Below are 21,266 nucleotides of genomic sequence, written 5' to 3'. Positions count from 1 at the left end.
GTCAGACGTCCGGGCCGAGCCGCCGCCCGGGGTCGACGCCGAGCTTCTGCCGGGCCCGGACGACGACCAGCACGTCCTGGTTCTGCAGCGTGCCGATCACCGGGTCGTCGAACCGCAGGTGCCGCCCGCCGCGGTTCACCGACAGCACGATGTCGCGCAGCTGGCGGGGCGCCAGCCCGACCTCGGACTGGGTGACCGGCCGCTCGGCGAGGTCGAGGCCGTGCCCGGTGGTCAGCAGGTCCTCCACGACGGCGACCACGCCGGGCTGGTCGGTGCTCAGCCCCAGCAGCCGCCCCGACGTCGCCGAGGAGACGATCACCGAGTCGGCACCGGACTGCTTGAGCAGGCTCGCGTTCTCCTCCTCGCGGACGCTCGCGGTGATCGGCGCGTGCGGGTTGAGCTGGCGCACGGTCAGCACGATGAGCACCGCGGTGTCGTCGCGGTTGGCCGCCACCAGCACCGCGCGGGCCCGCTCGACCTGGGCCTTGCGCAGCACCTCCGTGCGCGACGCGTCGCCGAGCACGGCCGTGAAGCCGGCGGCGTTGGCCTCGTCGACCGACCGCTGGTCGCTGTCGACGACGACGATCTCCTGGGCGGTGCAGCCGGTGCTGAGCAGCGAGCGGATGGCGCTGCGGCCCTTCGTCCCGTACCCGCAGACGACGACGTGCTGGCGCAACGAGGACCTCCAACGACGGATCCGGAACTCCTCGCGGGAGCGCGCCGTCAGCGCCTCCAGGGTGGTCCCGATGAGCACGATCAGGAACATGATCCGCAGTGGCGTGATCACGATGATGTTGACCAGGCGCGCGCCGGCGGTGACCGGCACGATGTCGCCGTACCCGGTGGTGGAGAGGCTGACGGTCGCGTAGTAGGTGGCGTCGAGCAGGCTGAGCTGCCCGCCGCTGTTGTCCCGGTACCCGTCCCGGCCGATGTAGACCAGGAAGACGGTCAGCACCAGCAGGCTCAGCGCGATGACCACGCGCCGCCACACCTGCCGGGCCGGGCCCTCCTCGACGTGGGCCAGCTGCACGCCCCCGTGGTCGGTCAGCACGCCGTCCTCACCGCCCGGACGATAGCGACCGCCGCGCTGCCGGTCACCGCGAGCGGACCAGCAGTGGCTGCGCGACCTCGCCGACGACGCCGTCGGCGTCCGACAGCACGCCCGAGCACAGCCCCAGCCCGTCGTCGGCCAGCGTGCTGCGGCAGGACAGGTGCACCCACTCGCCGGCCGGCTCGCGCAGCAGGTGGGTGGTCATCCCCGGCGGGATGGACAGCCAGTCGGCCAGCGGCAGCTCGGCCGACAGCCCGTTGGCGGCGTCCGCGACCACCAGCACCCGGGCCAGCGGGGACAGCGGCTCGCCGGCGACCAGCGGCAGCAGCAGCCGGGTCCAGACGTCGGCCGGGCCGGGCCCGTCCGGGGTGCCCCCGGTCCACCGCCACTCGACGGCCCGGCCGTAGCCCCAGTCGTCCAGGTGCGGCAGGAACGACAGCGCGGACCCCTCGGCCGGCAGCGGCGGGGGAGCGGTCGGCGGGGTGACCACCGGCGGGGTCGGCCCGGTGGCCAGGTGCCAGACGCGGGCCACCGCCACCGCGCGCCCGTCGACGCTCATCCGCGCCTCGCTCAGCGAGACCAGCCGGCCGGGCCGGACCGGGGCGACCTCGACGGTCAGCTCCCGGCGGGGGACGGGGCCCAGGAAGTCGACCGAGACCCGGGCGGCCCGCTGCCCGGGGGCGGCGGTGGCCGCGGCGAGCGAGGCCAGCAGCGCGGACGGCGGGCCGCCGTGCTGGGCGGTGGTGTCCCACGGGCTCTCGGTGGCCTTGGTCGGCGCGTACCGACCCTCCCCGAGCGGCAGGTAGAAGGCCTCGCCGAGGTCGCTGGCGGTGTCGGTCATGACGTCCTCTCTCCGCGGCCGGCACCGGTGCCCGCCGCTGGACATCCTGCTGGACACCCCGGTGCTGCGCGCCGTGCCGGGCCGGGGCCAGGATCACCCGGTGACTGCGCGCACGGCACTGGTCCTCGGCGGCGGGGGCGTCACCGGCATCGGCTGGGAGCTCGGCGTGCTCGCCGGGCTGGCCGGCGCCGGGGTCGACCTGTCCACCGCCGACCTCGTCGTCGGCACCTCGGCCGGGTCGGTGGTCGGCGCCCAGCTGACCAGCGGCACCCCCGTCGAGGAGCTGTACGCCACCCAGCTCGCGCCGCCGGACGCCGAGCGGGTGGCCCGACTCGGCCGGGCCACGCTGGCCCGCTACGGGCTGGCGGTGCTGCTGTCCCGCCGGGACGACGAGGCGTTCCGCCGCCGCATCGGCGCGCTGGCGATGCGTGCGGCGGACACCGGGCGCACCCCGACCGAGGACGAGCGGCGGGCCGCCATCGCCTCCCGGCTGCCCTCGGCGGAGTGGCCCGACCGCCCCCTCGTGCTCACCGCGGTCGACGCGGAGACCGGTGCCTCCACCGAGTTCACCCGCGACTCCGGTGTCGAGCTGGTCGCCGCGGTGGGCGCCAGCTGCGCCGTCCCCGGCGTGTACCCGCCGGTGCGCATCGCGGGCCGCCGGTACATGGACGGCGGGATGCGCTCCCCGGCCAACGCCGACCTCGCCGCCGGGTACGACCGGGTCGTCGTCCTCGCCCCGCTGCCGCGCGGGGCCGGCCCGATGACCAGCGTCGACGCGCAGGTCACCGGGATGGCCGCCCGGGTCGCCGTCGTGTCCCCGGACGCGGCCGCGCGGCAGGCGATCGGGCGGAACGTGCTCGACCCCGCCGCCCGGGCCGCCGCTGCGCGGGCCGGCCGGGCACAGGCCGCCGCCGCGGCCGCGCGGGTCGCGGAGGTCTGGCAGGGCTGAGCAGGCCACGCCGTCCGGAAGAACTGCGCAGCGTGGCGGCGCGCGGGGTTCACGAGGCGTTCTGCAACCGTTGGCTGAGCAACGCCTGGGCGCACGCTGAGATCGGGCGGTGGGCCGGTGGCGACCGTCGCGACCGGAGCCCGCGGGAGCACCGATGCGCACAGTCCTCCGGCTGCCGGGTGTCGCGGTCGCCGTCCTCCTCGCCGTCCTGCTGACCGTGCTCGTGCCGGCGTCCGCCGGTGCCGCACCGGCCGGTCAGGGCGCGGGCCCGTCGCAGGAGCTGCTGGTCATCGGTCACCGCGGTGCCGCCGGCTACCGGCCCGAGCACACGCTGGCGTCGTACGAGCTGGCCGCCCGGATGGGCGCCGACTTCATCGAGTGCGACGCGGTGTCCACCCGCGACCACGTGCTGGTGTGCCGGCACGAGCCGGAGATCGGCGGCACCACCGACGTCGCCGAGCACCCGGAGTTCGCCGACCGGCGCACCACCAAGACCGTCGACGGGGTGGCGCTGACCGGCTGGTTCACCGAGGACTTCACCCTGGCCGAGCTCAGGACGCTGCGGGCGGTGGAGCGGCTGCCCGAGGTGCGCCAGGAGAACACCCTCTACGACGGGCTCTTCCGGGTGCCCACGGTCGACGAGTACCTGCAGCTGCGCGCCCGGCTCAGCCGTGAGCTGCACCGCGAGGTCGGCGCCTACATCGAGACCAAGCACCCGACCTACTTCGACGGGCTCGGGCTGTCGCTGGAGGAGCCGCTGGTGGCCGACCTGCGCGAGGCGCACCTGCTCTCCCCGCACGCGCCGGTGTTCCTGCAGTCGTTCGAGACCACCAACCTGCGCGAGCTCGACGCGGCCGGGGTGCCCGTGCCGCTGGTCCAGCTCCTGTCGGCCACCGGCGCGCCCGCCGACCTGGTCGCGGCCGGCGACCCGCGCACCTACGCCGACCTCTCCACCGCCCGCGGGCTGGCCGGGATCGCGGAGTACGCCGATGCGGTCGGGCCGGACAAGGCGCAGGTGATCCCGCTGGCCGCGGACGGGACGCTCGGGCAGCCCACGTCCTTCGTGCCGGACGCGCACGCCGTCGGGCTGCTGGTGCACCCGTACACGTTCCGCGACGAGAACACCTTCCTGCCCGCCGACCTGCGCCGGGGGACCGACCCGGCCGGCTACGGCGACGCGGTGACCGAGCAGCTGCGGTTCTGGGAGGCCGGGGTCGACGGCATCTTCACCGACAACCCCGACACCGGCGTGCTCACCCGGGAGCTGTTCCTCACCGGCGACGTCGCCGCCTGACCCCGCGGCCGGGGTGCGGTGGCGCAGGTCCCCTGCGGCTCCGCACCCCGGTCAGCGGTCGTGGCCCAGCGGTCGTGGCTCAGCGGTCGGTGGCTCAGCGGTCGGTGGCTCAGCGGTCGGTGTCGAGGTGGCGCAGCAGCGTCTCGCCGACGTCGCGCATCGCCGCGACCTGCTCGGGGCTCAGCTGGTCGAACAGGTGGGTGCGCACGCTCTCGACGTGCACCGGCGCCGCGGCCTCCAGGGCGGCGAAGCCCTCGTCGGTGAGCACCGCGAGCTGGCCGCGGCCGTCCTCGGCGCAGGTCTGCCGGCGCACCCAGCCGCGCTCCTCCAGCCGCGACACCGCGTGCGAGAGCCGGCTGCGGGAGGACAGGCAGCGGTCGGCCAGCTCGCTCATCCGCAGCGCCCGGCCCTCGGTCTCCGACAGCTGGACGAGGATCTCGTAGTAGGCGTTGGAGATGCCGGTCTGCCGGGTCAGCTCACGCTCGAGCCGCTCGGCGAGGAGCATGTGGCTGTAGAGCCACGCCCGCCAGGCGACCTGCTCCTCGGTGTCGAGCCACCTGGTCTCGACGGCCGGGCACGCGGGGAGGCCGTCCGCCGGGCGGACGTCGTCCGCCGGGACGCTGGGGGACACCTGTGCGCTCACACCCTGAGGGTACTGGCGGAATGCTCAAGCCTTCAACTACGCTGTGGGGTAACGAAGTCAAACGCTCAACCACTTGGAGACAGCATGACCACCACGCAGATCCCCGGTTACGTCGTCGGCACCTGGGACATCGACGCCAGCCACTCGACCGTGGGCTTCTCCGTCCGCCACATGATGGTCAGCAAGGTCCGCGGCTACTTCACCGAGTTCTCCGGCGAGATCGTCACCGCCGAGGACCCGGCCGCCTCGACCGTGACCGCGACCATCGACATGGACTCGATCGACACGCGCCAGGAGCAGCGTGACGCGCACATCAAGTCCGCCGACTTCTTCGACGTCGGCAACCACACCGTCATGAGCTTCCGCTCGACCGGGGTGCGCGCCAAGGGCGAGGACTGGTTCGTCGAGGGCGACCTGACCATCAAGGGCATCACCAAGCCGGTCACCCTGGAGCTGGAGCTCAACGGCTTCGGCCCGGACGCCTACGGCGGCACGCGCGCCGGCTTCTCCGGCAAGACCTCGATCTCCCGCAAGGAGTTCGGTGTCGACATCGACATGCCGATGGACGGCGGCGGCGTCGTCGTCGGCGACAAGATCGACGTCGAGCTCGAGATCGAGGGCGTGCTCCGCACCGCCTGATCCACCCGCGGCCCCGACCGGCCGCAGCAGACCACCACGGAGGCCCCGGGCAGCTGCCCGGGGCCTCCGTCGCGTCCGGGGTCAGCCGGGAGGGGCCGGCAGGCAGGGCACGCCGGTCCGGCTCCGGCCCGCCAGCAGCAGCGGGGTGAGCTCGGCGGCGGTCAGCGGGCGGGACAGGTGGAACCCCTGCGCGTGCGTGCAGCCCACCCGGCGGGCGGCCGCCAGCTGGGCCGGTGTCTCGACGCCCTCCGCCAGCACGTCCATGCCCAGCGCGGTGCCGAGCGCGGCGACCGCGCCGAGCACCGCCTGCGGCACGGTGCGGTCCTCCGGCAGGCCCGAGACCAGCGAGCGGTCCACCTTGAGCGTGTCGACCGGCAGCGCGGCCACCGTCGCCAGCGAGCTGTAGCCGGTGCCGAAGTCGTCGATGGCCACCCGGACGCCGTGCCGCCGCAGCTCGCCCAGCTGGGCCGCGGCCTGCTCCGGGTCGCTGGTCAGGCTGGTCTCGGTCAGCTCCACCACGAGCCGCCGCGGCGCCAGCCGGCCGGCGCCGAGCGCACCCAGGACGTCGTCGACCAGCGTGCCCGACGCCAGGTGCAACGCGCTGACGTTGACCCCCACGGCCAGCGGCAGCCCGGCGCGCTCCCACGCCGCGCCCTGCTCGACGGCCGTGCGCAGCAGCCACCGGGTGATCGCCTCGATCAGCCCCTTCTCCTCAGCGACCGGCACGAACTCGGCCGGGGGCACCCGCCCGCGCTCCGGGTGCTCCCAGCGCAGCAGCGCCTCGCACCCCACCACCGCGTCGGTGGCCAGGTCGACCACCGGCTGCCAGTGCAGGGTGAACTGCTCCAGCAGCACCGCCTCCCGCAGCCCGCTGGCCACCTGCCACCGCTCCTCGAGCTCGGTGCGCAGGGCCGGGGTGAACAGCAGGTGCCGGTCCGGCCCGCGCGACTTCGCCGCGTACATCGCCGTGTCGGCGTCCCGCAGCAGGTCCTCCGGCCGCGTGGTCCCGGGCCCGGAGCTCGCGATGCCGATGCTGACGGTCACCGGCAGCCGGCTGCCGGCCAGCTCGAACGGCTCGTCGAACACCGCGCGGAACCGCTCGGCCAGGTGCAGCCCGCCCGCGGCCGGGCAGTCGCGCGCCACCACCACGAACTCGTCGCCGCCGAGCCGGCCCACCACGTCCGTGGGGCGGGTGCGGTGCGCCAGCCGCGAGGCCAGCTCCCGCAGCAGCAGGTCCCCGGCCTCGTGACCGAGGGTGTCGTTGACCTGCTTGAAGCCGTCGACGTCCATGAACAGCACGGTGACCGCACCGCCGGGCTCCTCCGCGAGCGCGGCGCTGATCGCCTCGTGCAGCCCGGCCCGGTTGGGCAGCGCCGTCAGGTGGTCGTGCCGGGCCTGCCACGCCTGCCGCTGCTCGGCGGACACCCGGTCGGTGATGTCGGTGTGCGTGACGACGACGCGGGGCCCGTCGTCCACCGGGAACGCCTGCATGTGCCACCAGGTCTCCCCGCCGGACTGCCGTGCGCCGGGCCAGGCGTGGTCCAGGGAGAACGACCGGGTCCGCCCGGCGAGCAGCGCCTCGAGGCCGTCGGCCATCGCCTGCGCGCCGCGGTGGCCGGCCCGGCCGGCGGCCCGGCAGAGGGCCACGTAGTCGTCGCCCCGATCGCCGGAGACCTGGCCGGCGGGTGGGCGGCGCTCCTGCCAGGCGGTGTTGGTGGTGAGGATCGTCCCGTCGGCGTCGAGGATCGCGGTGCGGGCGGGCAGCGCGTTGAGCACCGCCCGCAGGAGGCTGGACTCGGCCGCGCGCTCGTCGTCCAGTGCCCGGCGCTCGTGCACGTCGCGGAAGAACACCGCGACGTCGTCCTCGACCGGCAGGACGCGCACCTCGAACCAGCGGTCCAGCGTCGGGGCGAACATCTCGAGGTGCTGGACGGTGCCGGTGCGCCGTGCCTCGCGGTTGGCCGTCACCGCCGCGTGCGAGCGGCCCAGCTCGGGGAACTCCGCCCACACCGCCCGGCCGACCAGCGTCCCGGCCGGGCGTTCCAGCAACCGCTCCGCGGCGCTGTTGAGCCACGTGAGCCGATCCTCGGCGTCGAGGAAGCAGATCGCCTCGCTGACCATCTCCAGCGCGTCCGTGACCCGGTCCCGCCAGGCGGGGCCGGACCCCGCGGAGGGCCCGGACGCCGGTCGCGGCCGCTCGGCAGCACCGCTCATCGCCACCTCCTCCGCCGTCCGGAAGCCCGGACCCCGGCGGAGGGGAAACGGTACCGACCGGAGCCGCTGCGTGCGCGTCCCCGCAGCGCCACGCCACGACGCCTGCCAGCGAACTCACAGGCGGCGTCCGGGAACCAGGTCCGCTGCTGGGGCGACCTTGGAGACGTGGAGCAACCGATCCGGCGCGCGGCGCCCTGGCTGGCCACCGCCGCCCGGCTGCTGCTGGGTGGGGTCTTCCTGGTCGCCGGCGCGCTCAAGCTGCCCGACCCGGCCGCCGCCGCCCGGGCCGTGCGGGCCTACCAGCTGCTGCCCGAGTCGCTGGTCGACGTCACCGCGTTCGGGCTGCCGGTCATCGAGATCGCCGTGGGCCTGGCGCTGCTCGCCGGTGTCTTCGTGCGCACCGCGGCGGTGCTCAGCGCGGTGATGCTGGCCGGTTACGTCGCGGCGATCGCCGCCGCGTGGGCCCGCGGCCTGCAGATCGACTGCGGCTGCTTCGGCGGGGGCGGCACGGTCGCCGCCGGGCAGACCGCCTACCGGGGGGAGATCGCCCGCGACGCGGCGCTGCTGCTGGTCGCGCTGGCCCTGGCCCGCTGGCCCGCCTCCCGGTTCAGCCTCGGTGGAGCCGACCCGGCTCCCGGACGAACGGAGTACCGCAGTGCCCAGTAGCGCCAAGCGCGAGGCCGCCCGGCAGCGGATCGCCGCCCAGCGGGCGGCCGAGGCCGCGGCCCGGGCGAAGGCCCAGCGCCGCCGGCGGACGGTCGTCGGCGGCGTCGTCGCCGCGGTCGTGCTCGTCGTCGCGCTGGTCGTGGTCGTCGTCGTGCAGAGCAACCGCACCTCGACGTCCGCGTCGGCCGCCGTCCCGGCCAACACCAGCGACGGCGGGTACGCCTTCACCGTCGGCGACGCCGACGCGAAGGTGACGCTGGACCTCTACGAGGACTTCCAGTGCCCCAACTGCAAGGCGCTGGAGGACAGCGCGGGGCAGACCGTCGACCAGCTCGTGCAGGCCGGCACCGCCAAGGTCCGCTACCACGGCATGGCGTTCCTCGACACGAGCAGGAACGACCAGTACTCGACCCGGGCGCTGAACGCCGCGGCCGCCGTCGCGAGCACCGCGGGCACCGAGGCCTACTCGCGCTTCCACGACCTGCTGTTCGCCCACCAGCCCGAGGAGGGTGGCACCGGGCTGACCGACGACCAGCTCGTCACCTACGCCCAGCAGGCCGGCGCCTCCGGCGCCACGGTGGAGCAGGCGATCCGGGACGGCGAGTACGAGGACTGGACGAAGAAGGCCACCGAGCAGGCCAGCAAGGACGGCGTCACCGGCACCCCCGCGGTGTTCGTCGACGGCAAGCAGCTGACCGCGGCCGACCAGCTCACCGCCGCGGGGATCTCCGCCGCCGTGCAGGCCGCCGCGGGCTGACCGTGGCCGTCGTCACGGGCGGGCGCACAGCCGCGCGGGGGAGACTCGGGGGCATGACCACCTCGACGCTGGCCCGCACGCGCACCCGCTTCCCGTCCGCCGTCCTCGCCGCGGTCGGGCTGGCGGCCGGGTTCGCGGTCGCGCAGGAGACCGGCGTCCGGGCGCTGGGCGGCCTGGTGCTCGCCGCGTGCGGCATCGGGGCCGGCGTCCTCTGGTACCGGCGGCGCGGCCTGGCCGTCGCCGTCGGGCTCGCCGTCGCCTACCTGGTGCTGTTCGCGCTGGCGCACGTGTTCGCCCTGGGCCTGGGCTGGCCGGCCTGGCTGGCGGTGGGCCTGGTCACGGTCGCCGCCGCCGCCCTCTCCTACGGGGTGGCCGACCGCGGCTGAGCGACCCGGGACACAGCGGGAGTCCTTTACCATGGGAAGGCCGCGGCCGCTCGTGCCGTTGCACCAGATGCGCGACGCCGCGTGGACGGCCGCGATCCCAGACTTTCTCTGACACCCGAGGTGCCCTTCCGCATGCCCACCCGCAACGACCTGCGCAACGTGGCGATCGTCGCCCACGTCGACCACGGCAAGACCACCCTGGTCGACGCCCTGCTCCGCCAGGCCGGCGCTCTGCACCGCGCCAAGGGCGAGGGCACCGACGCCGACACCACGCAGGACCGGGTCATGGACTCGATGGACCTCGAGCGCGAGCGCGGGATCACCATCCTGGCCAAGAACACCGCCATCCGGCTGGCCGACCCCGACGGCAACCCCGTCGTGGTCAACATCGTCGACACCCCGGGTCACGCCGACTTCGGTGGTGAGGTCGAGCGCGGCCTGTCGATGGTCGACGGCGTCGTCCTGCTCGTCGACGCCTCCGAGGGCCCGCTGCCGCAGACCCGCTTCGTCCTGCGCAAGGCGCTGAGCAAGGGGATGCCGGTCATCCTCGCGGTCAACAAGACCGACCGCTCCGACGCCCGCATCGACGAGGTCGTCGACGAGTGCTACGAGCTGTTCATGGAGCTGCTCGAGGACGCCGGCCTGGACTCCTCGGCGCTCGAGTTCCCGATCGTCTACTGCAACGGCCGGACCGGCCAGGCCTCGCTCAACCGGCCCGCCGACGGCACCGTGCCGGACAGCCCGGACCTCGCGCCGCTGGTGACGACGCTGCTGGACACCATCCCGGCACCCAGCTACGACGCCGAGGAGCCGCTGCGCGCGCAGGTCACCAACCTCGACGCCTCGCCGTTCCTCGGCCGGCTCGCGCTGCTGCGCATCCACTCCGGTGAGATGAAGCGCGGCCAGCAGGTGGCTTGGTGCAAGGTCGACGGCACCATCCAGCGGGTCAAGATCACCGAGCTGCTGATGACCGAGGGCCTGGACCGCACCCCGGCCGACAGCGCCGGCCCCGGCGACCTGGTCGCCATCGCCGGCATCGAGGACATCATGATCGGCGACACCCTCGCCGACCCGAACGACCCGCGCCCGCTGCCGCCGCTCACGGTCGACGAGCCCTCGATCTCGATCACCATCGGCATCAACACCTCGCCGATCTCGGGCAAGAGCGGCAAGAAGCTCACCGCGCGGCTGATCAAGAACCGCCTCGACCAGGAGCTGGTCGGCAACGTCTCGGTGCGCATGCTGCCCACCGAGCGCCCCGACACCTGGGAGATGCAGGGCCGCGGCGAGCTGGCCCTGGCGATCCTGGTCGAGCAGCTGCGCCGCGAGGAGTTCGAGCTCACCGTCGGCCGGCCGCAGGTCGTGACCAAGGAGATCGACGGCAAGCTGCACGAGCCGGTCGAGCGGGTCACCATCGACACCCCCGGCGAGTACGTCGGCACGCTGACCCAGGCGCTGGCCACCCGGCGCGGCCGGCTGGAGAACCTGGTGCACCACGACACCGGGTGGGCGCGGATGGAGTACATCGTCCCGTCCCGCGGCCTCATCGGGTTCCGCACCGAGTTCCTCACCGAGACCCGCGGCACCGGCGTCCTCAACCACAACCTCGAGGGCTACGAGCCGTGGCTGGGCGACATGCGCGCCCGCCCGACCGGCTCGCTGGTCGCCGACCGCTCCGGCGTGGCGACCACCTACTCGATGTTCTCGCTGCAGGAGCGCGGCCAGATGATGGTCGAGCCCGGCGCCGAGGTCTACGAGGGCATGATCGTCGGTGAGAACTCCCGTCCGGACGACATGGACGTGAACATCACCAAGGAGAAGAAGCTCACCAACATGCGCAAGTCCACCTCCGAGGAGCTGGAGCGGCTGATCCCGCCGCGGCTGCTCAACCTGGAGCAGGCGCTGGAGTTCTGCGCCGAGGACGAGTGCGTCGAGGTCACCCCGGGCGCCGTCCGGGTGCGGAAGGTCGAGCTCGACCAGACCGTCCGCGGCCGGCAGCGCAACCGCAAGCCCAAGCCGGAGTGAGCCCCACCCCGCCCGCACCGCGGGCGGGGTGACCCGGCAGCAGAGGCCCCTTCCCCGACCCGGGGGAGGGGCCTCCGCCGTCTGCGGGGTCGGGCGCGCCGCGGTGGGCGGGACGGCGTGTCCCACCGAAGCGGGTGTGACCGGTGTGGCAGGAGTCGTCGACCGATCACGATCGGTGAGGACCTGCCGGGCGGCCGCGATCCCGCGCCGGCGGACCCGAGTGGCGTCCCGGGGTGTCGCCGCGCCGCCCGTAGCTTCCGGTCGTGCGGTGGCACCGGCGGTGGGAAGACCGCCGGGGAGCCGGGGGGAACGGGACGAAGGGCGGTCCGAGAGCCGATGACCAACGTGCGCGATGCGGGCTTCCGCAACGGGATCGACGTCCGGGTGCGGCTGCGCCGGCGCGACGCGAGCACCGATGCGCCGTTCGACGGTGCCTGGTGGCCGCGCAGCCGTGACCTGTCGGTCGAGGTGCCGGAGCTGATCGCCGCGCTGGACACCATGGGCGTCCGCGTGGAGCGCTTCACCTACCCGGTGGAGCCGTGGCAGCCGGTCGACCGCAAGGTGGTGGTCTACGGCCGCACGGTGCGCACCGGCGGCTTCCGCAGCATGGACCCCCAGCTCGTCTCGCTGACCCTGGCCGAGGGCTCCCGCCGGCTGGACCTGCTCGTCGTGCCGCCGGAGGCGGACGCCCTCACCGGTGTCCGCGCCCTCCGGATGAGTGGGCTGCGGGACGAGCGCAGCTCGCCGCAGCGGGTGCTGGCGGACGCCGGTTCGCGACCCCTGCCCCAGGTCGCGCCGCTCCCGTCGGTCCGCGTCGCCGGCTGACCCCGGCGCCGGTCACCCCGGCCGTCGTCCCCCGCCCTGCCCCGCGGGAGACGGCGGTCACCCCGCGACCCCGGCCGCCCGAGGTCACACCCGGGACAGGAACAGCGGGGTCCCGCCGCGGCGCTCCTCCCTGAGTGCGTCGGGGAGCGGGAGGGGCCGGATGACCGGGCAGTTGCGGGAAGTGGCGCGGCACGTGGTCGCCGTGCGCCCGGTGCCGGCGGACCCCGGGGTCGCGCTGCGCGCCGGGATCAGCGTGCTGGTGCCGCTGCTCACCGTCCTCGCGCTCGACCACCCCGCGTGGGCGCTCTACGCCGCGTTCGGCGCGTTCACCTCGCTCTACGGCCGCACCCGGGTGCACCTGTCCCGCCTGGCGATGCAGGCGAGCGCCGGCACCGCGCTGACCGCGAGCGTCGTCGCCGGCGCGCTGGTCGGCGTCCTCGACGCCCGGGCCTGGGTCGCGGTCGGGGTGGCCGCGCTGATCGCCGCCGGCGGTTCGGCGCTGGCCACCACGCAGGACTGGCACCCGCCGGGCCCGCTGTTCCTCGTCTTCGCCTTCGGCGCCGCCTCCTCGGTGCCGCACCAGCTGTCCGACGTCCCCGTGGCCGCCGCGGTCGCCGCGGCCAGCGCCGTGTTCGCCCTGGTGGTCGGCAACACCGTCGGCCTCGTCCGGGCCGAGCCGACCCGCCCCACCGCGCCCCGCCCCGTGCCGCGCTGGCAGCCGGTGCGCGCCGCCGTCGCCGTGGTCGTGGCCGGGCTGACCGCCACCGCCGTCGGCATCGGCCACCCGTACTGGGCGATGGTCGCCGCGGTCGCGCCGCTGTCGGCCCCCGGGGTCACCCACCAGGTGGCGCGCGCCGGGCAGCGCGTCATCGGCACCCTGGCCGGGCTGCTGACCGCTGCCGTGCTGCTCGCCCCGGGCTTCTCCGCGGTCACCACCGTGCTCGTGGTGGTCGTCCTGCAGGTGGTCACCGAGCTGCTGATCGGCCGCAACTACGCGATCGCGCTGCTGTTCATCACCCCGATGGCGTTGCTCATGGGCCAGGTCGCCGCACCCCGGCCGATGGGGCCGCTGCTGTTCGACCGGGGTGTCGAGACGGTGATCGGGGCCGCGCTCGGGCTGCTGGTGATCTGGGTCGGCACCGTGCTCCGCCGCCGCGGCCAGCAGCCGGCCTGAGCCCCGCGTCCCGCGACGCCGGGCTCAGTCGCGCGGGGCGGCCGGCCGGCCGGCGGGGACGCGGTCGGCGGCGGTGGTCCCCGGGGTGTCCGCAGCAGTGGTCTCCTGGGCCTGGGCCGCCAGCGCGTCCGCCGACTCCTGCGCCCGGTCCTTGCGGTACTCGCGGAACGACCAGGCCACCGCGGCGGCCCAGACCAGGTAGACGACCGCGTAGACCGCGTACCGGGTGGCGTCGCCGGCGTCGAACCAGTCGCTCTTGAGCAGGGTGCGGGCGTTGGTCAGCACGATGATCCCGCCGACGCCGGACCCCAGCAGCCGCGGCGGCACGTGGCGCACCAGCCAGGCCGCGATCGGGGCGGCGATCAGCCCGCCGACGAGCAGCCCGATCACCCAGCTGACCTTGATGCCCTGCGAGCCGAGGGCGAACAGGAAGCCGAGGCTCGCGGCGAGGGACACCAGGAACTCGGAGGTGTCGATCGAGCCGATCACCTTGCGCGGCTCCATCCGGCCGCTGGCCAGGATCGCCGGGGTGCCGACCGGGCCCCAGCCACCGCCACCGGTGGCGTCGACGAAGCCGGCGACCAGGCCCAGCGGGCCGAGGAACCGCTTGCGCATCGGCTTGCCCAGGTGGCGCTTGTCGATGCCGCGCAGGGTGAACCGGACCAGCAGGTAGATGCCGAGCGCCAGCAGGATGAGGCACATCAGCGGCTCGGCGACCTCCGTGGAGACCGTCGACAGCACGGTCGCGCCGGCGAAGGCGCCCACCGCCCCGGGGACGCCGATCTTCCCGACGACCTTCCAGTCGACGTTGCCGAACCGCCAGTGCGACAGGCCCGACGCCAGGTTGGTGCCGATCTCGGCCAGGTGCGTCGTCGCCGACGCGGCCGCGGGGTTGGTGCCGAGCGCCAGCAGCAGGGTCGTGGAGGTGACGCCGTAGCCCATGCCGAGGCTGCCGTCCACGAGCTGGGCGCCGAGGCCGGCGAGGGCGAGCACGATGAGGGTCTTCACGAGGAGGGTCCTTCGCGGGGATCCGGCCGGGCGCGGACAGCGCGCAGCGCGGGTGCTGACAGGGCGGGCGCCAGGAGGCGCGGGAGGTCAGCGGGTGCGACAGCAGGCGGTGCTGACGCGGAGCAGGTCGACGTGCAGGCGGCTCACGAGGAGCTCGCCCGGGAGTGCCGTCGTCCCCGTCACGGCGACATTCCTACCACGTTGATGGGATTTGGCGAGAGGGGGCGCCCAGCCAGTGGGACGCGCGAGGTCAGGCGCGCAGCACGTCGTCGCGGACGGTCAGCCAGGCGACCACCCCGCCGGCGGCCATCAGCGCTGCGCACACCGCCGTCGCCGTCTCGAAGCCGGCGGTGAACACGGCCGCGGAGGGCAGCTCACCGGACGGCAGCCCCACCGCCACCGGCAGCGCCGCGACCGCCAGGAGCCCGGCCGCCCGGGCGACGGCGTTGTTCACCCCGCTGGCGACCCCGGCCAGCGCGTCGGGCGCGGCGGCCAGCACGGTGGCCGTCAGCGGCGCCACCAGCGTGGCCATACCCAGCCCGACCAGCGCCGAGCCGGGCAGCACGTCGGCCCAGTAGGACGCCCCGGCGTCGACCCGGACCATCAGCAGCATCCCGGCGCCGGCGACCAGCGGCCCGACCGCCATCGGCCGGCGCGGCCCGATCCGCTGGGCCAGCGCCCCCGCGCGGGCGGAGAGCAGGATCAGCAGCACCGTCGGCGGCAGCATGGCCGCGCCGGCCTGCAGGGCGTCGTACCCGAGCACGTTCTGCAGCTCGAGCACAAGGAAGAACGACCAGCCGCCCAGCGCGCCGTACACCGCCAGGGTGGTGAGGTTGGCGCCGGTGAACCGGCGGTCGCGGAACAGCGACGGCGGGAGCACCGGGTGGGCGGTGCGGCGCTCCCGGACGACGAAGCCGGCGGCCGCCGCGACGCCCACCGCGGCCGCCGTCCACACCTGGACGCCGCCCGGGTCGTCGCCGGCGGCGATCAGCGCGTCCGTCGTCCCGGCGAGGGCGACGACGCCGAGCAGCGCGCCCAGCACGTCGAAGCGGCCGGTGGCCCCCGGGTCGCGGGACTCCGGCAGGTGCCGGGCGGCGAGCAGCGCGACCGCGGCGATCGGCACGTTGATGCCGAACACCCAGCGCCAGCCGGCCGTGTCGACGAGGAAGCCGCCGAGGAACGGCCCGACGAGCCCGGCCACCCCGCCCAGCGCCGACCACAGCCCGATCGCCCGCGCCCGGTCGCCGGGCACGAACGACGCCTGGATCAGCGCCAGGCTGCCGGGGGTCAGCAGCGCCCCGCCGACGCCCTGCAGCACCCGCGCGCCGATCAGCTGGCCGCTGCTCTGGGCCAGCCCGCACAGCAGCGAGGCGGCGGCGAACCAGGCGACGCCGACGACGAACACCCGCCGCCGGCCGTACCGGTCGCCCAGCGCCCCACCGAGCAGGATCAGCGACGCCAGCGCCAGCGTGTAGCCGTTGACCACCCACTGCAGCCCGGCCAGCGACGCGTCGAGGTCACGGCCGATCGCCGGCAGCGCCACGTTGACCGCGCTCGAGTCGAGGAAGGCCATCGCCGAGGCGAGCACGGTGGCCAGCACCACCCACCAGCCCTGCGCCGTGCCCAGCCGGACCCGCGCCGCCCCCGTGGGCGGGGCGGTGCCCGGTGGGGGAGCGGCGGGGTCCGGCGGCAGGCCCGCCGCGGCGGGCGGGTCCGCGGTCACGCCGTCCTTCCTAGCCCACCACCGCGTGGGTGACGACGTAGGCGAGCGCGGCGACCAGACCCGCGGCCGGCAGCGTGAGCACCCAGGCGACGGCGATGTTGCCGGCCACGCCCCAGCGGACGGCCGACAGCCGCCGGGTCGCGCCCACGCCCATGATCGAGGCGGTGGTGATGTGCGTGGTCGACACCGGGACGGCGAACACCGTGGCGGTGGCGATCATGACGCCCGAGGCGACCGTCTGGGCGGCGAAGCCGCCGGCGGGGGTCAGCTGGATGACCCGGCGGCCCAGGGTGCGGATGATCCGGAAGCCACCGGAGTAGGTGCCCGCGCTGATCGCCAGGGCGGACGCGAAGATCACCCACAGCGGGACGTCGAAGGTGTCGATCTCGCCGGAGGTGACCAGGGCGAGGGTGATGATGCCCATGGTCTTCTGCGCGTCCTGGGTGCCGTGGCCGAACGCCATGGCCGCGGAGCTGGCGATCTGGGCGTAGCGGAACCCGCGCTCGGTCTTGTGCGCGTTGCGCCGCCGGAACGTCCACAGGATGGCGAGCATGAACAGGTAGCCGAGGCCGAAGCCGATGACCGGCGACAGGACCATCGGGATGATGACCTTGTCGATGATGCCGGACCACTTCACCGACTCGGCCGACGCGAGCGCAGCGCCCACCAGGCCGCCGATGAGGGCGTGCGAGGACGACGAGGGCAGCCCGAAGTACCAGGTGATCAGGTTCCAGGCGATGGCGCCGATCAGCGCGGCGAAGACCACCTGCAGCCCGTCGTCGCCCGAGGGTGGGTCGATGATCCCGCTGCCGACGGTGGCGGCCACCTCGGTGGAGATGAGCGCGCCGACCAGGTTCATGACCGCGGCGAGCGCCAGCGCGATGCGCGGCGTCAGCGCCTTGGTGGAGACCGCGACGGCGATCGCGTTGGCGGCGTCGTGGAAGCCGTTGGTGTAGTCGAACGCCAGCGCGACGACGACGATGACCAGCAGCGCGAGGAAGGCCCCGTCCATCCCTGGGTCAGGACTCCTTGACGGCGATCGTCTCGACGACGTTGGCCACGTGCTCGAAGGCGTCGGCCGCCTCCTCGAGCTGGTCGGCCACCTCCTTGAGCTTGAGGATCTCCAGCGCGTCGAACTCACCCGAGTAGAGCCGGGACAGCAGCCGCCGGTACAGCTTGTCGGCCTCGTTCTCCAGCCGGTTGACCTCGATCCAGTACTCGGCGAGGTCCTTCATCGACCGCAGCCGGGGCATCGACTCGGCCGTCGTCTGGGCGCAGCGCTGCAGCAGCGCGACCTGCTGGCCCATCTCGGCCGGCAGGGTGCCCAGCCCGGTGAGGATGACCAGGTCGGCGGCGGCCTCGACGTAGTCCATGACGTCGTCCAGGTCGCTGGCGAGGTTGTAGATGTCCTCGCGGTCGAACGGCGTCACGAAGCTGGAGTTGACCTGCCGGAAGATCGCGTGCGTCTGCTGGTCGCCGATGTGCTCCAGGTCGCGCAGCCGGACGGCGAGCTCGTCGCGGCGGGCATGCTCGTGGACGAACTCGCTGAGGACGTCGGTGGCCGTCACGAGGTTCTCCGCCGAGGCGGTGAACATGTCGTAGAAGCTCGAGTCCTTGGGCGTGAGTCGGAAGGGCACGCGGGGCTCCCTCGGAGGACAGGACGACGGGGTGGGCGTCCTCCCTGGCTGGGACGAGCGACCCGGACGAGCATAGGTGCCCCGTTCGGTCACCCTCCGTTCACCTGCCGTCGGTGTCCCGCGACACTGGGAACCCGGCGGCGCCGCGCGACGACTACCCCACCGTGCGAGAGAACGACCGGCCCGGGCAGGCCCCCGCGTGAGGAGACCGCCCACCGCTGTCCTGCTGCTGGCCGCACTGCTCGGGACGCTGCTGCTGCAGGGCGTCCTGACCGCCTCCCCGGCGGCCGCGCACGCCGGCCTCGTCGGCGCCACCCCGGCGCAGGGCGCCCGGCTGGACACCGCGCCGGACGAGGTGCGGCTGCGGTTCACCGAGGACGTCTCGATCGGTGCCGGCTACCTGCGGGTGCTCGCGCCCGGCGGCGGCCGCGTCGACACCGGCTCGCCGGAGGTCAGCGACACCACCGTGTCGGTGGGCCTGCGCAGCGGGCTGCCCGACGCGAGCTACGTCGTCACCTACCGGGTGGTCTCGGCCGACTCGCACCCGGTCTCGGGTGCCTTCTCCTTCGTGGTCGGCGACGGCGAGCTGCTGCCGGCCAGCGCGGCCGCCGGCGGGGGCGACGACGTCGACCCGGTCGTGGGCGCCGCGCTGCCGGTCACCCGCTGGGTCACCTACGCCGGCCTGGTCCTCGGGCTGGGGGTGCCGGCGTTCCTGCTCCTGCTGTGGCCCGGCGGCTGGGGGTCGCCGCTGCTGCGCCGGCTGTCCGGCGCCGGGCTCGCCGCGGTCGCCGCCGGCACGGTCGGGGCGTTGCTGCTGCAGGGCCCCTACGCCGCCGGGGAGGGGATCGGGTCGCTGCTGGACCCGCAGCTGCTGTCGACCACCGCCGGCTCCACCTACGGCCGCACGCTGCTGGTGCGGCTGGTGCTCACCCTCGTCGCCGCGCTGGTGCTGCTGCCCTGGTGGCGCGCCCGCCGCGGCCCCGGTACGGGCGGCGCCGTCGCCGTGACCGTCGCGGCGGTCGCCGTGGTGCTCACCGTCGCCGGTGTCGGCCACCCGGTGGCCGGCCGGCTCGCGGCGCTGGAGGTGCTGGTCACCGCGGTGCACGTGGCCGCGATGACCGTCTGGCTCGGTGGGCTGGTCGTGCTGTTCGCCGTGGTGCTGCGCCGGGGCACCTCGGCCACCGACCTGGTGTCGGTGCTGCCGCGCTGGTCGCAGGTGGCGTCGGTGGTGGTGGTCGCGCTGGTGCTCAGCGGGGTCGTGCAGTCGGTGCGGCAGGTCGGGTCGCCCACCGCGCTGGTGCACACCGCGTACGGCTGGGTGCTGATCAGCAAGGTCGCCGTCGTCCTGGTCGTGCTCGCGCTGGCCGCGCTCAGCCGCGACTGGGTGCAGCAGCAGCTCGGCGCCGGCCCGCGGTCGGGGCGGCGCCGGCCCCGCCGCCCGGTGGTCGCCCAGGCGTTCGCGGCCGGCCCGGCCGCCCCGGACCCCGCCGCGCTGCCCGACCCCGACGACGCCGCGGAGCCGGCCGAGCAGCCCGCGACGCTGGGCGCGCTGCGCCGCTGGGTGCTCGTCGAGGGGATCGGCGCGGTCGTCGTCCTCGCGCTGTCGGCGGTGCTGGTCGGGCTGCCGCCGGCGCAGGCGGCCGTCGCCCAGCCCGTCGAGGTCACCCTCCCGCTGCGCTCGGCGGGCGGCACCGCCGGCAACGGCACCGTGCAGGTCGAGCTGGAGCCCGCCCGCCCCGGCCCGAACACCGGGCACGTCTACCTGTTCGACGCCGACGGCGAGCTGACCCAGCCGCGGGAGATCGGCGTCACCCTCACCGAGCGCGCGCAGCAGATCGGCCCGCTGCCCGCGACGCTCGCCCCCGCCGGCCCCGGCCACTACACGTTCGACCCAGACCTGCCCACCTCCGGCAGCTGGACGCTCACCGTGACCGTCCGGCTCGACGAGTTCACCGCCGTCACCGCCAGCACCGACTTCCTGGTCCGCTGACCACCGTCCTCACCACCCACCCGACCCGCCCTGCCCGCTGTCCAGAAGGAGCTTCGTTGTCCCTGCACCTGCCCCGTCCCGTCCGCCGATCGGGCGTCGTGGTCGCCGCGCTCGCCGCCCTGGTCGTCGCCGGGGCGGGCACCGCCTCCGCGCACGTCACGGTGTCCTCGCCCGACGCCGCGCCCGGCGGGTACGGCAAGTTCACCTTCCGGGTGCCCAACGAGAGCGACTCGGCCAGCACCGTCGGGCTGCGCATCCAGCTGCCCACCGACCACCCGATCACCTCGATGCGGGCCGAGCCGGTGCCCGGCTGGACGGTCACCCTGACCACCGGCAACCTGCCCGAGCCCGTGAAGACCGACGACGGCGACGAGATCACCACCGCCGTCACCGTGGTCGAGTACCGCGCCGACGCCGGCGGCGGCATCGCGCCCGGCCAGTTCCAGGAGTTCTCGCTGTCCGGCGGGCCGGTCCCCGATGTGGACTCGCTCACCTTCAACGCCGTCCAGACCTACAGCGACGGCACCGAGTCCGCGTGGATCGAGCCGACGGTCGAGGGCCAGGGCGAGCCGGAGCACCCGGCACCGACGCTGCGGCTGACCGGTGACACCGCCGGTGGGCAGGGGACGACGACCGCCGCCGCCCCCGCCACGGACGACGACGGGGGCAACGGGACGGCGGTCGCCGCGCTGGTCGTCGGCATCGCCGGCCTGCTCGCCGGGCTGGCCGGGCTGTTCCTGGGCCTCACCGCGCGCCGACGTACCGTGAAGCCGTGACCTCGCAGACCCCCCGCCGGGCGCTGGCCGCGCTGCTGCTGTCCTCGGGCCTGCTGCTCGCCGCCTGCTCCGGGGACGACTCCGGGGACGCGGCCGCGGCCTCGTCGTCCGGGCACCAGCACGGCGCCCCGGCCGAGGCCGAGGGCGGCGGCTCCGGGCCGTACGAGGGCACCAACCTCGGCACGCCCTACCAGAAGCCGGAGTTCACCCTCACCGACGTGTCCGGTGCCGGCTACGACTTCGCCCAGCGCACCGGCAGCAACCCGACGCTGCTCTTCTTCGGGTACACCAACTGCCCCGACGTCTGCCCGACCACGATGGCCGACATCGCGGTCGCGCTGCGCCAGGTCGACCCGGCGGTCGCGCAGAAGACCAACGTCGTGTTCGTGACCACCGACCCGGCCCGGGACACCCCCCAGGCGCTGGGCACGTGGCTGGGCCGGTTCGACGGCGACCTGCCGACGAAGTTCGTCGGGCTCACCGGTGACCAGCAGCAGCTCGACCAGGCCCAGCTCGCCGCCGGCGTCCCGCTGGCCGAGGACGGCGGGCAGACGCACTCAGCGCTGGTGCTGCTCTACGGTGCCGACGGCAAGGCGCACGTGGCCTTCAACGCCGCCGACACGCCCAAGGACATGGCCCACGACCTCGAGCTGGTCGCCAAGGGCTGA

General features: G+C 74.9%; 21 protein-coding genes. 12 read left to right on the top strand and 9 right to left on the bottom strand.

Annotation, left to right across the window (positions count from 1 at the left end):
- Position 1: 1 nt before the first annotated feature.
- Together AB0J00_RS10095 and AB0J00_RS10090 are read right to left on the bottom strand one after the other, a co-directional pair.
- A complete protein-coding gene (locus AB0J00_RS10095; protein ID WP_357743656.1) occupies positions 2-1,051 on the bottom strand; it encodes an NAD-binding protein in 1,050 nt (349 codons plus the stop codon).
- Between the two features lie 43 nt (positions 1,052-1,094).
- The gene (locus AB0J00_RS10090; protein ID WP_357743654.1) at positions 1,095-1,892 is read right to left on the bottom strand and encodes a thioesterase family protein; all 798 of its coding nucleotides are present in this window, start codon (positions 1,890-1,892) and stop codon (positions 1,095-1,097) included.
- Between AB0J00_RS10090 and AB0J00_RS10085 the strand changes: the two genes are divergently transcribed.
- Together AB0J00_RS10085 and AB0J00_RS10080 are read left to right on the top strand one after the other, a co-directional pair.
- On the top strand, positions 1,891-2,841 hold the full coding sequence (locus AB0J00_RS10085) for a patatin-like phospholipase family protein (protein WP_357743652.1): 951 nt from the start codon (positions 1,891-1,893) through the stop codon (positions 2,839-2,841). The genes AB0J00_RS10090 and AB0J00_RS10085 overlap by 2 nt on opposite strands.
- A 154-nt stretch (positions 2,842-2,995) precedes the next feature.
- Positions 2,996-4,135 carry a glycerophosphodiester phosphodiesterase gene (locus AB0J00_RS10080; protein ID WP_357743650.1) on the top strand — a complete coding sequence of 380 codons (1,140 nt, stop codon included), beginning with the start codon at positions 2,996-2,998 and terminating at the stop codon, positions 4,133-4,135.
- A gap of 109 nt (positions 4,136-4,244) precedes the next feature.
- Here the strand turns inward: AB0J00_RS10080 and AB0J00_RS10075 are convergent, their stop codons facing one another.
- Positions 4,245-4,778 carry a MarR family transcriptional regulator gene (locus AB0J00_RS10075; RefSeq protein WP_357743648.1) on the bottom strand — a complete coding sequence of 178 codons (534 nt, stop codon included), beginning with the start codon at positions 4,776-4,778 and terminating at the stop codon, positions 4,245-4,247.
- Between the two features lie 84 nt (positions 4,779-4,862).
- On the opposite strand from AB0J00_RS10075, the gene AB0J00_RS10070 reads away from it, so the two are divergent.
- Entirely contained in the window at positions 4,863-5,417 is a 555-nt protein-coding gene (locus AB0J00_RS10070) for a YceI family protein (protein ID WP_357743646.1), read from the top strand.
- Positions 5,418-5,498: 81 nt separating this feature from the next.
- Here AB0J00_RS10070 and AB0J00_RS10065 read toward each other — a convergent pair whose 3' ends face one another.
- Complete coding sequence (locus AB0J00_RS10065; protein WP_357743644.1) at positions 5,499-7,631, bottom strand: EAL domain-containing protein; 2,133 nt, start codon at positions 7,629-7,631, stop codon at positions 5,499-5,501.
- Between the two features lie 165 nt (positions 7,632-7,796).
- Here AB0J00_RS10065 and AB0J00_RS10060 point away from each other — a divergent pair, with 165 nt between their 5' ends.
- The 6 genes from AB0J00_RS10060 to AB0J00_RS10035 all read left to right on the top strand — a co-directional run bounded on the left by AB0J00_RS10060 (position 7,797) and on the right by AB0J00_RS10035 (position 13,464).
- Positions 7,797-8,297 carry a MauE/DoxX family redox-associated membrane protein gene (locus AB0J00_RS10060; protein WP_357743642.1) on the top strand — a complete coding sequence of 167 codons (501 nt, stop codon included), beginning with the start codon at positions 7,797-7,799 and terminating at the stop codon, positions 8,295-8,297.
- Positions 8,287-9,054 (top strand): thioredoxin domain-containing protein, encoded by a 768-nt coding sequence (locus tag AB0J00_RS10055; RefSeq protein ID WP_357743640.1) that lies wholly within the window; start codon positions 8,287-8,289, stop codon positions 9,052-9,054. The genes AB0J00_RS10060 and AB0J00_RS10055 overlap by 11 nt, the downstream gene beginning before the upstream one ends.
- A 53-nt stretch (positions 9,055-9,107) precedes the next feature.
- Positions 9,108-9,440, top strand: a complete 333-nt coding sequence (locus AB0J00_RS10050) for a hypothetical protein (RefSeq protein ID WP_357743639.1) — start codon at positions 9,108-9,110, stop codon at positions 9,438-9,440.
- 132 nt (positions 9,441-9,572) lie between these two features.
- Complete coding sequence (typA, locus tag AB0J00_RS10045; protein WP_357743637.1) at positions 9,573-11,465, top strand: translational GTPase TypA; 1,893 nt, start codon at positions 9,573-9,575, stop codon at positions 11,463-11,465.
- 336 nt (positions 11,466-11,801) lie between these two features.
- The gene (locus tag AB0J00_RS10040; protein ID WP_357743635.1) at positions 11,802-12,290 is read left to right on the top strand and encodes a DUF5994 family protein; all 489 of its coding nucleotides are present in this window, start codon (positions 11,802-11,804) and stop codon (positions 12,288-12,290) included.
- A 160-nt stretch (positions 12,291-12,450) separates the two neighbouring features.
- Entirely contained in the window at positions 12,451-13,464 is a 1,014-nt protein-coding gene (locus AB0J00_RS10035; protein WP_357743633.1) for an FUSC family protein, read from the top strand.
- 24 nt (positions 13,465-13,488) lie between these two features.
- On the opposite strand, the gene AB0J00_RS10030 is transcribed toward AB0J00_RS10035, so the two are convergent.
- The 5 genes from AB0J00_RS10030 to AB0J00_RS10010 all read right to left on the bottom strand — a co-directional run bounded on the left by AB0J00_RS10030 (position 13,489) and on the right by AB0J00_RS10010 (position 17,832).
- Positions 13,489-14,472: a sulfite exporter TauE/SafE family protein gene (locus tag AB0J00_RS10030; protein WP_357743631.1), complete on the bottom strand. Its 984-nt coding sequence runs from the start codon at positions 14,470-14,472 to the stop codon at positions 13,489-13,491.
- A gap of 87 nt (positions 14,473-14,559) precedes the next feature.
- Complete coding sequence (locus AB0J00_RS10025; RefSeq protein ID WP_357743629.1) at positions 14,560-14,655, bottom strand: putative leader peptide; 96 nt, start codon at positions 14,653-14,655, stop codon at positions 14,560-14,562.
- Between the two features lie 67 nt (positions 14,656-14,722).
- A complete protein-coding gene (locus AB0J00_RS10020) occupies positions 14,723-16,195 on the bottom strand; it encodes an MFS transporter (protein WP_357743627.1) in 1,473 nt (490 codons plus the stop codon).
- A 10-nt stretch (positions 16,196-16,205) separates the two neighbouring features.
- Positions 16,206-17,207: an inorganic phosphate transporter gene (locus AB0J00_RS10015; protein ID WP_357743625.1), complete on the bottom strand. Its 1,002-nt coding sequence runs from the start codon at positions 17,205-17,207 to the stop codon at positions 16,206-16,208.
- Between the two features lie 7 nt (positions 17,208-17,214).
- Complete coding sequence (locus AB0J00_RS10010; protein ID WP_357743623.1) at positions 17,215-17,832, bottom strand: DUF47 family protein; 618 nt, start codon at positions 17,830-17,832, stop codon at positions 17,215-17,217.
- 199 nt (positions 17,833-18,031) lie between these two features.
- Between AB0J00_RS10010 and AB0J00_RS10005 the strand changes: the two genes are divergently transcribed.
- Genes AB0J00_RS10005 through AB0J00_RS09995 form a run of 3 tightly spaced genes read left to right on the top strand, consistent with a single transcriptional unit; the run spans position 18,032 to position 21,266 of the window.
- Positions 18,032-19,822, top strand: coding sequence for a copper resistance CopC family protein (locus AB0J00_RS10005; RefSeq protein ID WP_357743621.1), 1,791 nt, complete (start codon positions 18,032-18,034; stop codon positions 19,820-19,822).
- Positions 19,823-19,878: 56 nt separating this feature from the next.
- Positions 19,879-20,598, top strand: coding sequence for a YcnI family protein (locus AB0J00_RS10000; RefSeq protein ID WP_357743619.1), 720 nt, complete (start codon positions 19,879-19,881; stop codon positions 20,596-20,598).
- On the top strand, positions 20,595-21,266 hold the full coding sequence (locus AB0J00_RS09995) for an SCO family protein (RefSeq protein WP_357743617.1): 672 nt from the start codon (positions 20,595-20,597) through the stop codon (positions 21,264-21,266). The genes AB0J00_RS10000 and AB0J00_RS09995 overlap by 4 nt, the downstream gene beginning before the upstream one ends.

Origin of the sequence: Modestobacter sp. NPDC049651, assembly GCF_040659695.1 — a bacterium.
Taxonomy (GTDB): domain Bacteria; phylum Actinomycetota; class Actinomycetes; order Mycobacteriales; family Geodermatophilaceae; genus Modestobacter.
This window is presented reverse-complemented; position numbering and strand designations above follow the sequence as displayed.